Source organism: Candidatus Stoquefichus massiliensis AP9, from assembly GCF_000455285.1.
Taxonomy (GTDB): Bacteria; Bacillota_I; Bacilli_A; order Erysipelotrichales; family Coprobacillaceae; genus Stoquefichus; species Stoquefichus massiliensis.
Map to the genome: position 1 here is coordinate 52,528 of NZ_HG005284.1, position 15,634 is coordinate 68,161.

The 15,634-nt window shown below is 29.1% G+C and carries 15 protein-coding genes; 2 read left to right on the forward strand and 13 right to left on the reverse strand.

Features of this window, described 5'->3' with window-relative positions:
* Positions 1-21: 21 nt before the first annotated feature.
* The 4 genes from BN350_RS00265 to BN350_RS00280 all read right to left on the reverse strand — a co-directional run bounded on the left by BN350_RS00265 (position 22) and on the right by BN350_RS00280 (position 3,262).
* On the reverse strand, positions 22-597 hold the full coding sequence (locus tag BN350_RS00265; protein ID WP_028041809.1) for a TIM44-like domain-containing protein: 576 nt from the start codon (positions 595-597) through the stop codon (positions 22-24).
* A 9-nt stretch (positions 598-606) separates the two neighbouring features.
* A complete protein-coding gene (locus BN350_RS00270) occupies positions 607-1,884 on the reverse strand; it encodes a hypothetical protein (RefSeq protein WP_028041810.1) in 1,278 nt (425 codons plus the stop codon).
* A gap of 65 nt (positions 1,885-1,949) precedes the next feature.
* Positions 1,950-2,768 (reverse strand): Mrp/NBP35 family ATP-binding protein, encoded by an 819-nt coding sequence (locus tag BN350_RS00275; RefSeq protein ID WP_028041811.1) that lies wholly within the window; start codon positions 2,766-2,768, stop codon positions 1,950-1,952.
* Entirely contained in the window at positions 2,765-3,262 is a 498-nt protein-coding gene (locus tag BN350_RS00280; RefSeq protein ID WP_028041812.1) for a hypothetical protein, read from the reverse strand. Before BN350_RS00280 ends, BN350_RS00275 begins: the two co-directional genes overlap by 4 nt.
* A gap of 525 nt (positions 3,263-3,787) precedes the next feature.
* Between BN350_RS00280 and BN350_RS00285 the strand changes: the two genes are divergently transcribed.
* Positions 3,788-5,545: a DUF885 domain-containing protein gene (locus BN350_RS00285; protein ID WP_028041813.1), complete on the forward strand. Its 1,758-nt coding sequence runs from the start codon at positions 3,788-3,790 to the stop codon at positions 5,543-5,545.
* 489 nt (positions 5,546-6,034) lie between these two features.
* Here BN350_RS00285 and BN350_RS00295 read toward each other — a convergent pair whose 3' ends face one another.
* Positions 6,035-6,895: a YitT family protein gene (locus BN350_RS00295; RefSeq protein WP_028041814.1), complete on the reverse strand. Its 861-nt coding sequence runs from the start codon at positions 6,893-6,895 to the stop codon at positions 6,035-6,037.
* A gap of 115 nt (positions 6,896-7,010) precedes the next feature.
* On the opposite strand from BN350_RS00295, the gene BN350_RS00300 reads away from it, so the two are divergent.
* Complete coding sequence (locus BN350_RS00300) at positions 7,011-7,685, forward strand: manganese catalase family protein (protein ID WP_028041815.1); 675 nt, start codon at positions 7,011-7,013, stop codon at positions 7,683-7,685.
* A gap of 163 nt (positions 7,686-7,848) precedes the next feature.
* Here the strand turns inward: BN350_RS00300 and BN350_RS19810 are convergent, their stop codons facing one another.
* The 8 genes from BN350_RS19810 to BN350_RS00340 all read right to left on the reverse strand — a co-directional run bounded on the left by BN350_RS19810 (position 7,849) and on the right by BN350_RS00340 (position 15,485).
* Positions 7,849-8,553 carry an LPXTG cell wall anchor domain-containing protein gene (locus BN350_RS19810; RefSeq protein WP_049945472.1) on the reverse strand — a complete coding sequence of 235 codons (705 nt, stop codon included), beginning with the start codon at positions 8,551-8,553 and terminating at the stop codon, positions 7,849-7,851.
* Positions 8,550-9,524: an LCP family protein gene (locus BN350_RS00310; protein ID WP_028041816.1), complete on the reverse strand. Its 975-nt coding sequence runs from the start codon at positions 9,522-9,524 to the stop codon at positions 8,550-8,552. The genes BN350_RS19810 and BN350_RS00310 overlap by 4 nt, the downstream gene beginning before the upstream one ends.
* The gene (locus BN350_RS00315) at positions 9,502-10,173 is read right to left on the reverse strand and encodes a CpsD/CapB family tyrosine-protein kinase (RefSeq protein ID WP_044599999.1); all 672 of its coding nucleotides are present in this window, start codon (positions 10,171-10,173) and stop codon (positions 9,502-9,504) included. Before BN350_RS00315 ends, BN350_RS00310 begins: the two co-directional genes overlap by 23 nt.
* A complete protein-coding gene (locus tag BN350_RS00320; RefSeq protein ID WP_028041818.1) occupies positions 10,170-10,910 on the reverse strand; it encodes a YveK family protein in 741 nt (246 codons plus the stop codon). Before BN350_RS00320 ends, BN350_RS00315 begins: the two co-directional genes overlap by 4 nt.
* A gap of 102 nt (positions 10,911-11,012) precedes the next feature.
* Positions 11,013-12,170 carry a tyrosine-type recombinase/integrase gene (locus BN350_RS00325; protein ID WP_028041819.1) on the reverse strand — a complete coding sequence of 386 codons (1,158 nt, stop codon included), beginning with the start codon at positions 12,168-12,170 and terminating at the stop codon, positions 11,013-11,015.
* A gap of 376 nt (positions 12,171-12,546) precedes the next feature.
* Entirely contained in the window at positions 12,547-14,001 is a 1,455-nt protein-coding gene (locus tag BN350_RS00330) for a glycoside hydrolase family 1 protein (RefSeq protein WP_028041820.1), read from the reverse strand.
* Between the two features lie 128 nt (positions 14,002-14,129).
* Positions 14,130-15,011 (reverse strand): MurR/RpiR family transcriptional regulator, encoded by an 882-nt coding sequence (locus BN350_RS00335; protein WP_028041821.1) that lies wholly within the window; start codon positions 15,009-15,011, stop codon positions 14,130-14,132.
* 27 nt (positions 15,012-15,038) lie between these two features.
* Positions 15,039-15,485, reverse strand: a complete 447-nt coding sequence (locus BN350_RS00340) for a hypothetical protein (protein WP_028041822.1) — start codon at positions 15,483-15,485, stop codon at positions 15,039-15,041.
* Positions 15,486-15,634 lie beyond the last annotated feature (149 nt).

Consider the following 15,634-nt stretch of genomic DNA (forward strand, 5'->3'; position numbering starts at 1 on the left):
TTTCCCTCCATATCTGGTATATTATATTAATGTAAGTATCTCTAATTCGTTGATTTTATAACAACTTTGCCTTGCATGAATATCTCTTTGACAATACTCACAATGATTACTCTTTTTTAAATCTATAGGTGCTCCACAATAAGGACAAACATTTAAACTTCTTAATGTTTGAAAACCATTAGAAACCATATTCCTATCTTTTACAAAGACAATTCTATATTTGACACTTCTTTTTTTTATTTGTGAACCTTGTAATATTTCATGACTATCTAATGACTGATAATAATCAATCAACGCGAGTTCTACATGTGTTTCAATACAATCCATATCATTTTTAGATTCATATCCAACAATATCTATCTTTTTAACATCAATATCTTTAACTATATTTTGAACATGTCTCTCTACCATATTCTTTAATTGTTCTTGATGAATTATAAAAAGCTCTTTTGTTTCATAAGATTTTAATAAATCAATATCTTTACAAGACCATGCTTCCTCTATTTCCAAAATAACATCCTGACACCAAATATAAAAATCTTTTTCCTCAAATTGTGAATCAGCCTTAAGTATATTCAATTTTATGTTCTCATTCATTATTTTCACCTATTTCTTTTCCAATTTCCCCTCAATTAAGAAAAGATACTGACCTTCTTTTAAAGTAATTGTTTGCATTTGATCATTTTTCACTTTTCGATATTTTAAACTATGATATTTATTAAACATTTGTTCTACAAAATCCGAAAGTCCTGACTGATCAACAATCCAATAATCACATGGATATCGACTTTGAGCTTTTAATTCATATGTCCCTGGTTCGATATGTTGACCAACTTTAAAAACACCACTCGTAAAACCTTCTGTATTCAGTTTTGGAGAATTCTCCAAAGAGTAAAGCAAAACATCTTTTGATATAGACACTTTTTGATCATCTTTTAAATAAAAAATAGTATCTTGTTTCCATGAATACTGCTGATATATGCTTTCCATTTGTGGATGATCTTGACTCACTGCAATATAATAGCCTGCTAATATATCTTGTCCTACAGTATACTCACCTTGTTTATAAACTTTTTCTTTGAGTTCCTTTTGAAGTGATTTTTGAAGTTCACTTCCTTCAAATGAATGGGATTTTAATAATTCAGCATATTGATTCCAACGCTGATAATATTTTTCAAACATAGGAATATCTTTAAGAAATATATTATCTTGTTCTATTGTTTTTTGATCTATTTCATGATTTAACATTTGAATAGTTAATAATTCATCAGTCTTTTGCATCACTTGCATAAATCTTTCTTTAATGATTTCTGTAGATAATTTTTCTATTTCCAACAAATCACTTCGACTTGGTTCAACAGTATTTTGCTTTGCTAACTTTTTAAAAGCATTTAAATATTGTGTTTTGATATTTTCATCTATACTTGCATCAAAAATAATGACAATATTTTTTTCAACATAACCTTCAGATATAAAATAAGGTGATTGAACATGCGATAAGAATTTTGTAAATTGGGAAGAATCATCAATTTTACGTATATATTCATTGATTTCATCTAGCTGATAATATCGTTGTTTTGCAAGTGACTCATTTTGATAGAATTCAATATTAAAATATCTTTGAGAACTATCGTATATTGTATAACTATTGTTATAATGACCAGAACCTATTGATTTATTATATCCAGTCACGTCTTTAACAAGTTTAGATGTAAATTGATAAGCTGATATCATTGGTATTTCCTTATTTTGAGTTTGTGTTATTCCAATAATCATCACTAAAATAATAACAACACCTAATACCAAATACGACTTCCTCAATTTTAACTTTTTCTGTTGTTTTTGAAATTCTATTGGTGTTGTAAAATCTTTTGAACCTATCACTTTTATCACCTCACATCTATAATATCATTATTCTAAAAAGAAAAGAATCAAAATGAATTGATTCCTTAAAATTCTTTGATTTTTTCATTGAATTCATCTAACCAATTTGATGAATAATTTTCAATTGAACCCATATCACATAATTGTGCAAGTTCACTATCCAAAGGCAAATGACCTAAAATATTTAAATCATATTTTTGAGCAACTTCTTCAAGATGACTCTTTCCAAAAACAAAAATCTTACGTCCACAATCAGGACAAGCAACATAACTCATATTTTCAACAATTCCAAGAATTGGAATATTCATTTGTTTTGCCATATTAACTGCTTTTCCAACAATCATTCCAACTAACTCTTGTGGACTTGTCACAATGACAATACCATCCAATGGTAAAGACTGAAATACAGTTAATGGGACATCACCAGTTCCTGGTGGCATATCCACAAACATATAATCAACTTCTCCCCAACGCACATCAGTCCAGAATTGTTTAATCATTCCTGCTAATATTGGACCTCTCCAAACAACGGGATCCTCAGGACGATCTAATAAAAGATTTGTAGAAATAATCTTAATACCACCTTGACTAACAGCAGGAATAATCTCTTGACCATTAGAATAAAGTTGTGTTCCTTCCACACCAAATGTTGTACCAATAGAAGGTCCCGTAATATCACCATCTAAAACTGCTACACTCTTTCCTTCTCTTTGTTTCAGCACTGCCAATAAAGATGTGATAGAAGATTTTCCAACGCCACCCTTACCACTCACAACCCCAATCACTTTTTTAATTTGAGAGTGAGCATTCATTGGTGCTAAAAAACTTCTTTCATCACATTCTTCCTGACATGAACCACAATCATGATTACATTCATTACTCATCTTTTTTCCTCCATACTATATTTTTTAATGACCTTTGCATATAAATTATTTTCATCAATTCTTACGATATCAGCTGCATCTTCATAATAAGAATTCCCATTTTCAAAATAAATATCCAAGACGCTTTGACAGTTTCGGATATTCATTTTTAACAAAAATGATTCAGACCATTGTGTTGTTCCAATCATAACAGCATCCAATCTTGTTCGATAAGCATCTACCATTGTATTGCGTATTTTCATGATTGTCTGCAACGATTCTCTATGACCAGATATTCGCATGATTTGTTTATACAAATCAACATAGTCTAAAAATCTTTGGGGTTCTATCTTAATAACAAGACAGTTTTTATACATAAGAAGATCAGTTTCTTCAATGACTAGGTTACCTTTATACAAATAATGAATTGAATCCATAATCTTTTGTTTAGACAAAGTCTTTATAACGATGCAAGCATCAACTTCTTTATCTAAATATATATCTTTCCATTCCATTATCATCACCTGTTATTTATTATAGCATAAATTTATATATTATTGTATTGAAGAAACTTATAAATATTAATCATGAGTTTGTTGAATATAGAATATGATAAATATTGTGTTATGGATAATGCAATTGTTATACTATCTGGTTGGCATGTTTTTAATGTGCTTATATTATCATTATAGATCGAACAAGAATAAAGTCATATTACTGATTGTTCTGATCATCAATTTGATAAATAGCCATCCACTGAATATTCATTTTTCATATAGTCAAAAATGGACTTTAACATAATTTCTAATTATTGTCGTGCTTCCAAAAAAAGCAATCAATAGTGGACGAATTGTTATCTTTGCAATCCAATTGTTTGTTCAAGTCACTTAAAATAAATGGAAAATAAATTATGATAACACGACTTATACCCACTATAATCATTTTTTATAATATTGCAAAAATATGTCATTTGATTTGTTCTATTTATATTGCTGATAAATTAAAAACACATTATACTTATATATAAGGGGGAATATTTTATGAAATTTATAAAGAAATTATCACTTGTCTTTTTATCAACTATTTTAGCTGTTTCTTTAATTGGATGCCAATCAACAAACAACGAAGATGTTCAAAAGAAATTCAATGAATTTATTCAAACACAATTCGTAAAAACAATGGAAAGTGATTATACAACTGCTCATACATTTATGGTCAATCCTAAGAATTTTGGTGTTGATATGAGCAAAGTTAATGTCAATTTAGGAAATCGCATTACTGAAGAGAATATAAAAAAGAGTAAAGAAGATAATCTTTCTGCTCTTAAAGAATTGAAATCATTTGATCGTGATGTTTTAACAGATGATCAAAAAGATACTTATGATATCTATAAATATCAAACAGAATTAGAAGAGAAGTTGAATGATGACAAATTTGATTATTATCAACAAATCTTTGAAAGTATGACTGGTATTCATTATCAATTACCAACAACGTTAGCAGATTGGCAATTACGCAATGAACAAGATGTAAAAAATTTAGTTACTGTTGTTAACGATATTAAACCATATATAGATAGCGCCTTAGATTATACAAAGAAACAAGAAGAAAAAGGTCTATTGATGGTTGATCTTAATGAAGTGATTGCATATTGTGATAAAATCATTAAAAAAGGAGATCAAAGTGCTGTTTTAGAGGCTATGAAAAAAAGTATTGATGAACTTTCACTAGAGAAAGGATCTGAATACAAAAAACAACTGAGTCAAGCATTTAAAGATTCATTTATTCCTGCTTATGAGGATATTAGAGACACAATGAAATCCTTCAAATCAGGAACAAATAATACTGAAGGATATGCTAAATTTAAGAATGGAAAAGAGTATTATGAACTATTACTACAAAAAAATATTGGCTCAAATAAATCAGTATCTGATATTCGTACTATGATGACAAAAGCATACAATAATCATTTGAAAAATTTAATGGCAGTTGCCGCAAAAAATCCAAATATTAACCAGTCAGAACCAAAAACAAATTATAAGAATTACACAGAAATGTTAGACGATATTCAAAAGAATTTATTTAATGATTTCCCTGAAGTTAAAAATACAAGTTATCATATTGAAGATATTAATAAAGAAATTGCTTCATCTTCGGGTGTTGCTGCTTATTTTAATATTCCTCCACTTGATGGAACTGAAAAGAAACAATTACGTGTCAATCCAAATTCAGCAGATGTTTCAACTGTTTCAACTTATCATACCGTTGCGCATGAAGGATTTCCTGGACATATGTATCAATATGCCTATATGTATGAAAACATATCTTCTCCTTATCGCAAAGCATTAGCAAATAGTTCTGCTTATTCTGAAGGTTATGCTGTTTATGCACAATACTATGCCTTTAATTATTTAACAGATATTGATCAAAACTATTTGGAACTGACAAAAGAAAATGAATTGGCAACTTATTGTATTATTATTTTAGCAGATATTGGCATTCATTATGAAGGTTGGTCATTTGAACAATTTAAAGATTTCTTAAATGCTAAAGGATTAACTTTAGAGGATGATGAACAATTCAAAAATCAATATTATCAATTACAAGCAAACCCTTCTGCATTCCAACCTTATTATGTTGGATATGAAGAAATTATTGCTTTAAAAGAAAATGCCGAAGATAAACTCGGCACAAAATTCAAAGATAAAGATTTTCATACAGCACTTTTAAAAAGCGGAACTGCTCCATTCAGTGTTGTTGAACGCAATATAGATGCATATATTGAACAGAACAAATGATAGGTAAAAGAAAATTTACTGTCTCATCCTATTCGCAACATATGGATGTCTCATATACAGCACTATATCTATATTCGTTAGAGACTACTTAGATAATATGTTAACGGATTGATCAAATCTTGGTCTATCCGTTTTCTTTATAAGACTCAAAATCTTTTTAGGTCAAATCATATTAAAATTCTCCAAGAATATTGCTTAAATAACTTCTATTTTTCTTAATAGCATAGACAACTTTATAGCCATTAGATACACCGTTAAATAAATCTGCTAACTTAACTGTTCCAATACAAATCATAGAGGTCCGCTAATGTACATCCCTTATAATATCTGGGAAAGCAAATCTATTATACCCGCTATATTGTATGATTTCTGTTATTTGCAAATCCATGTATCATTTTCAAAATGATATTATCTACAGAAAATCAGTCACATATATAGATTGTATCTTGCAATATTATATACTTTTAAACTTTGACGAATCCAGATTTTTTAAGATTCAATATATTCCTTTTTAAACGTAAATCCTCTACCACGAACTTCATTCACTTTGCTAACAACCATAAAAGCATGTTCATCAATATTCAAAACCAAATCATTTAATTTTGGCAATTCACGATTAGAAACAACCGTCATAACTACTGGATATTCATTTTTCATATAACCTGAAATTGACTTTAACATAGTTGTTCCGCGATCTAAATCATGAATAATTGCTTCATTAATTTTGTTATATTCCTTAGAAACAATCATTACCTCAGTCTGGGCTTTTCCTACAACTAAGACCTTATCTAAAACAATTGTATATGTGGCAACTAATACAATTCCATATAAAACCATCTCTTTATCTGTATAAAATACCTGCATTAATAGAATCATAAAATCAAATATATACATTGATATAGAAACTGGAATACCTATCTTTTTATTAATAACCAATGGCGGAATATCCATCCCACCAGTTGAGGCATTACACTTAATCACAATACCTATTGCGCTTCCTATAAGAACTCCACCTAATAATGCAGCAAGTAATGGATCAGTTGTCATCTGTGTATAACCCATTGTTTTTTCAAATACACTTAAAATAAAAGGAAAATAAAAAGTACTAATTAATGTTGTTAATGCAAAAGTTTTTCCTAATATCCAAAATCCTATTCCAAACATTACAATATTAAAAATTGAAACAAATGCTGTTATAGACATACCAAAAACATGGTTAGCAGCAATTGCCAATCCCGTAGATCCACCTGTAATCAGACCATTAGGAACAATAAACAATATAACTGCTAAAGCATACAATGTATTTCCAAGTATTATACCTATGATATTTTTTATTGTTTTATATGACATAATATTCCTCCAATTCTAAACCATTTGATATTATAACATGTTTTAAGGAATAAGAAATCATTTTCTCTGTATATATCTTCTTATTATGTAAATAATACTTTTGAGGTGAAATATAATGTTTAAATATGAAAGTCGTTATTTACATCCTGTAAAAGTTGATAAACCCAATCCCAATTATGCAACTCTTTTACAAGAACAGCTTGGTGGACCACAAGGTGAATTAAAATCAGCAATGCAATATTTTGCTCAAAGTTTTAGAATCCGTGATAAAGAAATAAGAGATCTATTTTTAGATATTGCAACTGAAGAATTATGTCATCTAGAAATGATTGCTGAACTTGTTAATTTATTAAATGGTCACAAACCTTGTGCACAAGATGCAACAATCGGTAATGTTGAAGCACATGTTTTAACAGGATTAACACCGATGCTAGCAAATGCATCGGGATATTTATGGACTGCTGCTTATGTTAATGAGACAGGTGACTTAGCTGCTGATATCTTATCAGATATTGCTTCAGAACAACGTGCTAAAGTTGTTTATGAAAATTTATATCGTCAAATTGATGATCAAGGTGTTAGAGAAACGATTGATTTCTTATTAAATCGTGAAGAAGCACATAACACAATGTTTAGACAAGCATTTAATAAAATTCAGGAATCTTCTCGTTCCCAGCAGAATTGGGGTGTTACAAAAGATTCACTTATCTATTTCGATTTATCTAATCTTGATGGTCAAAACTTTGATCCTAATGATATCCCACCAAGTTTCAATTTAGATAAATTTTGAAATTTAAAAGATAACTCATTAAACAGTTATCTTTTATTTTGCAAACATAATTATACCTATAAAACAAATAAATAGCACAAAAGAGTGATAGTATTTCACTCTTTATCTTCTTATATTACCAAACTTGAACAATCTCATTTATACTTATAAAACTTTCATATTCCTAATTTTCATGTTTTTTTCTTAATAATACAAATACTAAAGCTCCTGATAATACACATACAGCAGCAATAGGTAAAATCATATTTGTATCTGCAGTTTGTGGTTTATCAGTTTTTGATCCTGTTGTATCGCCACCTGCTGAAGGAACATATACAACAGCAACTGGTGATAAGTCTTTGAAAAATTGAGTAATTGAATTTGTAGCATAATCTATTTCTGAAGGTGTTAAAATTTCCCATACATTTCTAACAGTACTAAAATGAAGAACACGTATGTCTCCTAACCCTTTCACTAGATTAGGAACTTCCCAAGTTACAGTAACATTCTTAACATCCTTCATTGGTTCACCTGTTGTTTTATCAATAAGTGTTAAGTCTTGAACCTGTGTTAAAACTTCTAATTGTTCTAATTTCGTTTCATCTAATCCTTGAATATCAATATTTGTTGCTTTTAATGCTTCTACTAATTTTTTAGGATCAGTATTCAGTTGTTGAATAGCTTCAACAACTTCTTTTTTGACCACTGTTGTTGAAAAATCACTTTTGAAACCAGCAGTTACTTTTGTTGCATCTACTTTTTTTCCATCAATTAAGATTTCATTTGTAGATATAGTTCCATTGTGTGAAATACTTGGTTTTGCAAATACTGGTGTTAAACAAACACACATTGTCACAGCAACTGTCAATACTTTCATTAATTTTTTCATTTTTTACTCTCCTCGTAAAATAATTTTAGTTTTAAATCTTCTAATTGAACTTGATCAATAAATACTTCATCATGATATTTACCAACTTGTTCTTTTCCCTCCAAAGTATAAAAAGATTGTTCAAAATCAATTTGATAATTCATTAATATTTCAGCATATGCTGATATCTCTTCTAAAGATATATTCGTTGTAGTATCTTCATAAAGATAATAAAGTTTTTGAATAACCTGCTGAAAATCTGCTTTCAATAATTTTTTTAATTGAGTCATGTAAGCTTCAATATAAACTTTATGTTTCTTCATTCGAGCAGTATTAGAATAATCTTTATCAGTATCTCTAGTTCTTAAAAACTTCTCTGCATCTTTTGCTTTCAACTGTATGGTCTTTCCACTTTTCCATTGTTGATTCAAGTCTGTATAATCCTCAGATAATTGAATTGACAATGATCCTACAACATTTTGGATAGTTTCCATTGAAGACATATTTATTGCTACATAATTAATAATTGGAATACCTCCAAACATACGAGAAACTGCATCAATTGCTAACATACAGCCATTATTTGATGACTTTCCATATGAATACGCCAAACCTAAATGTTGTTGTTTCCAACCAAGATCTTCACCAGATGCACTAAATATGCGTATATCTGTCATCATATCTCTAGATAATGATATGATCTTCATAGTCATCTGTTTTTGGTTAAGAATAATAAGTTGAATCATATCTGATTGCCCTAATTCATCCATATTTTGAGAATCAATGCCCAAAAATAAAATCATTTTTAAATCAGTATTAAATTTATACTCTTGATTATTAACAGTGATATATTGATAATCATTCATTTCATCATGATTCATCTTCTCACTTTTCTTTTCACTGTTCATTGTCATAAATATAATTCCACCTGCCATACAGCATATTATAGATATAACAACAATAATCTTCTTATGATGAGTAATATTCACCATAACCATACTCATAATAATCAGTTTGATGCTTTTCAATACGATTTAAAACCGCTCCAACAACTCGACCACCATTACGCTCCAATTCTTTTTTGACACGCTTACAGGTATGTTTCTTGACAAAATTATTACGAATAACCAAAACAATTCCATCAGCGACTCTTCCAATAATAGAAGCATCTATTCCTGCACTCATTGGTGATGTATCAATAATAACAATATCAAATTCTTCTTTTAACGTTTGAATTAGACTATCAAATTTTGAACTTGTTAATAATTCAGTTGGATTAGGTGGTATTTGACCTGCAAATATTACAAATAAATTTTCCTCACTCGTTTCATGTATAAATTCTTGACTCTGTTGACTCAAAAAATCACTTAATCCTTTTGCCTTGACTTTCACTGTAAAGAACTTTCTTAAACTTGCCTTTCTTAAATCACAATCAATTAAAATAACTTTCTTTCCAATTTCAATATAACTCTTTGCTAAATAAAATGCTGAAGTTGTTTTTCCTTCATTGGGTGTCGAACTTGTGATAGCAATAACCTGCAAATCTTTTGTATATAATAAGTTTGTCCGCAATGTATTAAACGATTCTAAAAGAAACTTATCTTCATGTAACTTCTTAATCTCTGCTTTTCCAAACTTCATTGAAACACCTTCTGACTTGCAATCTTACGTGCATTTCTTTTTTCTCTTTGTATGACTTTACTTTCAACAACTCCAGCTAAAACAGGTATATTTAACGTTTTTTCAATATCCTCTGCTGAACAAATTCTATCATTGGTTATAAACTGAATAAACAATGCACAAATACTTATAAAACATCCTATCAATAATCCCATTAAGAAAACCATTTTAGGAGAAGTATTTACCTTATGATCATTGACAATAGCATTCTCAACTAAATAAGGCTGCTTTGAATCAATCTCTTTTATACTATCCATTCCATAATTTGCTAAAGTATCAGCTATCTTTTTAGAAATAATAGGATCATCAGTTGTCACTGTCATTTTTAATATTCTTGTATTTGTCGGATTAGAAATCTGAATATGTTGCCCTAAACTTAGATAATCCATATCCAAGTCCAGCTTTTTAATAACCCTTTCCAATATAGGTCTGCTCTTTAAAATAATCTCATAATCATTCGTTAACTCTGACCCAATTTGTAAATCTTGTAACGAAACGGATGTCTTTGACCCTCTCATATAAATCATTGAACTCGCTTCATATTGTGGGACTTCAAATTTCCATAAATAAATACCAGCACAGAAAATTCCAATCAATGCTCCAATCACTACAGCATACCAATAATGTCTTATATGTAGAAATAAAGCTTTTAAATCTATTTCAATTTCATCTTCATATTGATCAGACTGTATATCCATTATATCACTTCCCTTATTTTTTATAATTAATGAATAAACATGCCTTTCTTAGAGTATCCTACTCTAAGAAAAACATGTTTTCTATTAAAGAATATATAAAACTCAACTCATAGTGACGTTATTTTTGACGTTAATAAACTGATTGAACTTATTCATATTTTCTCTCTTTAAATCAAAGGTTGGATGAACATATTTATTAAGTGTAATATTGACATTTGCATGTCCAAGTATTTCACTCAAGCATTTAACATCAAAGCCCAACTCAATACATTGTGTTGCAAATGTATGTCTTAGAGTATGAAAATGAATATTTTCTATATGATTTATGTTCATGAAAGTTTTAAATTTATACTCAAGGCAACGTGGTTCTATATATTGTTGATTTTTTCCTGTTAAAAAGTATTCATTATGATGACATTCAAATGGTTTTAATAATGATATAAGGTACTGGGGAATAGGAATTTTCCTAATAGAACATTCACTTTTAGGCATTGTCATGATAACTTTCGTTTTTGTTTGAGATAAAGTATCTTTTGTTTGAATTCTTTGCATTGTCCACATAACATAAAGTTCACCTTCATTAAGATGAATATCATCCCATCTCATTGCACACAATTCACCTATTCTTATACCAGTAGATAAAGCTAAAAGTATTCCTAAATTAATAAGATTTTGATTTTCTAAAATATAAGTATATAATCTTCTCATTTCTTGATGATTAAGAATTCTCATTTTAACTTCATTATGTTGTTTAACAGTAATTTGATGAAAATCGAAACAAACATCTCCATAATGATACTCAATATACTTCATAATATTTTTAAAGACAGAAAGAATATCAGAAACTGTCTTCGTAGACAATCCTTCACCTTTTTTAGAGCCTTTTGCTAAAAGTTCTTGAATATAACAATAAACACATTGTGTTGTCATATATTTTAATTTAATTTTACCTAAATAAGGAACAATATGTAGTGTAACAACATTATAATATTTTATATAACTTGACTCTTTCACATACTTCTTGTGAGCATTTAGCCATTCTTTACAGAATAAGGAAAACGGATATTCATTATACTGATGACCATAAATATTTAAAGTTATTTCTTTCTTACATTCTCCTAATTTTCTTTTCACCTCACTATAACTTGATGCATAAACTGACTTATACTTTGCTTTTCCAGAGATACTTCTTGATACGATAAAACGCCCTTCCCATCTTCCATCCTTCCTCTTATATATATTTTCTCCACGTCTTGGCATGAATATGCCTCCTTTCTTTATGACGACAATATTGACGGTAATTATTCTATAATCAGCAAAATGAAGTTTCAATATATAAAATATATCTGACTTTTCATTTTTATTTTGTATATTACCCTTGACAAATTGCCATATATTGCATAGAATAAAATAAATAATTGATGAATTTCTATATAAGACGACTTAAATTAGTCTTCTTATATTAGGATACTTCAAGAAACAAATCATTTCTAAAATAAAAAAACTGTTATCATTCAATAACTTTATGTTAATGATGTTAACAGTTTTATTTTATATTTTTTATGCTCTTAGTAAGTGACAATCGCTTTTAGACTGAATCCTATCAATAGAACTAACTTGAATTCCTTACATTCCCTTATAATATCTTTCCATTTGTTGCAATGACCTTTTTATACCAATCAAAAGAATCTTTCTTCATTCTCTGATATGTACCTTTTCCGTAATTATCTGCATCTACATAAATAAACCCATAACGCTTACTCATTTCACTTGTTGACATACTAACAATATCAATACATCCCCATGTTGTTAATCCAAAAAGATCAACACCATCTTCAATAGCATCACTGATTGCCTCAAAATGCTGTTTGAGAAATTCTATTCTATAACTATCATGAATCTTTCCATCTGGACTTATCATATCTTTTTCTCCTAAACCTAATTCAGCAATAAATAACGGAGCCTGATAACGATCATATAGACGTCTTAATGTAATTCTTAAACCAACTGGATCAATTTGCCATCCCCATGAAGATGAATCTAAATATGGATTTTTGACACCAAATAAATCATTACCTGTCGTCATCTCAGTATTTTCATCAATCTGTGCTTGAGAAACAACTGTCATATAATAACTGATAGATAAGAAATCACAACAATATTGTTTTAATAGTTCATCATCACCATCCTCTTTATGAATATGGATATGATGTTCTTTAAAATATTTATTCATATAAGTTGGATAATAACCTCGCATTTGTACATCTGTAAAGAAAAGATTCATTTGATCTTCCTCTAAACATTGTAAATTATCTTCAGGTTTACATGTTGCCGGATAAGATTCACGACGTGCTAACATACATCCTATTTGTGCACCTGGTATCAATTCATGTCCCCATTTGACAGCCAAAGCACTTCCTAAAAACAAGTGATGAATAGCCTGAAAACAATCTTGATCATGATTATTAGATGTGTATTCTTTGAGAATCGCTCCACCAATATACAAACTATGAAGAATTACGTTAATTTCATTAAATGTTAACCAGTATTTCACTTTATCTTTGTATCTTAAGAAAACTGTTTTTACGTAATTTTCATAAAAACCAATTGTTTTCCTATTCAACCATCCCCCATAATCTAACGCTAATCCCAATGGTGTTTCATAATGCGAAAGAGTCACTAATGGTTCTATTCCATATTTCAAACACTCATCAAAAACACGATCATAAAACGCCAAACCTTTTTCATTGGGTTCACTCTCATCACCATGTGGAAATATCCTAGACCAGGCAATTGACATTCTTAGGACTTTAAACCCCATCTCAGCAAATAACTTGATATCATCCTGATAATGATGATAAAAATCAATACCTTTTCTTTTAGGATAACATCCTTCCTGATCATTTAAACAAGCATAAACATCATCTTTGGACATCATATGAAAACATACATAGTCCTCATAATCCTGTTTACTTCCAAAATATGGAGCAGTATCTGCAATACTTGGTCCTTTGCCATCTTCATTCCATGCACCTTCACATTGATTAGCAGCAAGCGCTCCACCCCATAAAAAACCTTCTTGAAATCTCATTATCTTTACCTCCATCTCTTGCTATTATTAAACTACAAACGAACATAAAAAACTATATATCATGATGTGAAAAAAAAGACTTTTCGATTTTTTATATCAATCTCAGTCTTTATGCGAAATATCATTTCTTATTCTTCTTTTAAAATATCAGTCAAAGCAATCTTATTGCTTTCAACCATATGAGATAATTCTTTTTTCTTTATAAAATTATTCTCATAATCAAGTGCAAAATAACAAGAATATAATATATCTAAAATCAATTTAATGGATGTTTCATTGCTAAATCCAGCAATCTTACTATACATTTTTTCTTTGGTTGTAATAGTGACGGTCACATCGGCACGACTTCTTAAATAAGATTGACCTAATGATGTTATTGCAATAATTGGAATATGTTTAGATTTATACATATCTATCATATTCTTAATAAGTGGCAAGCCTCCACTATAAGAAACAATAATCGCCATATCATCTTTATCTATTAATGCACTTGTATATAAATACTCTTGTTCTAATTGACTTATCAGAACACGTTTTCCAATCCTAGACATCTTCAATGCAAAGTTATCTCCTAATAAATGTGAAAAACTCACACCACAAAAATGAATTGTCTTTGATGACTTCATCATATTTAAAGCCACTCTTAATGTATCATGATCAATTAAAGAAACTGTATCATCTATTGTTTCTTTTTCTAAAGCTGCTATTTTATGAGTAATAGACATAATATTATCAGATGCTTCAAAAGGTCTATTAGCATCTATTTGCTGAACATGTGAATTGAGATATTCCAATTCCTTTAGATAAGCTTCTTTTAACTCAACGAAACCTTGAAATCCTAACTTCTTTGAAACTCTAATCAAAACAGCAGGCGAAGTATATGTATATCTTGCTATATCTTGAATAGTCATATCTTCTAAATGTTCTTTTTCCTTTAACATGAAATCAATAATTGCTTGTTGTGAAGGAGATAAATCTTTGATATTTTTCATTAATTCTACAGTGAGCATATATTATTCTCCTAATATCTTAATTTTTTATTTATGAGTGATTTTAGCATCAATTGTATAATCTAGTGGTATGTCTTTTTGATAATCTTCAGTTTGTCCGTCCATTGTTGTTACAATTCCAGAATAGTGAAGTATAAGCAAATCATCAGTTGACTCAATATTCAGCTTAATATCTGATGTTTTATAACTATCTTTGATATATGTACAAATAAATTCATGTTGCATAACAAGATTACTCCCTTTCATCTCAATAGATGCAGCTGGTGCAGCAATTCCATTTGATGTAATTGATATATGTGGAGCTTCCATCTCAATTCCTTCTTTACCTGTCGGACCATCACTGATTACGATTTGAAAATCAGGATGATAGGAGCACCAATAATAATAACCACTAAATCCACAAATCAATACTACAACTACAACAATCATAATCAAATATAATTTCTTTACTTTAATAACAACATAATCGCTCATTGTTTCACCCTCATTTCCATTCATCTTTCTTCTATTTATTATATATAACATTTTTATAAAAAGGAAGAACTATCACTTATCCAAAAAAAACAGTTCATTTTTATTGAATTAAATATTATCTTCAATTATTAACATAAACAACTCTGTTT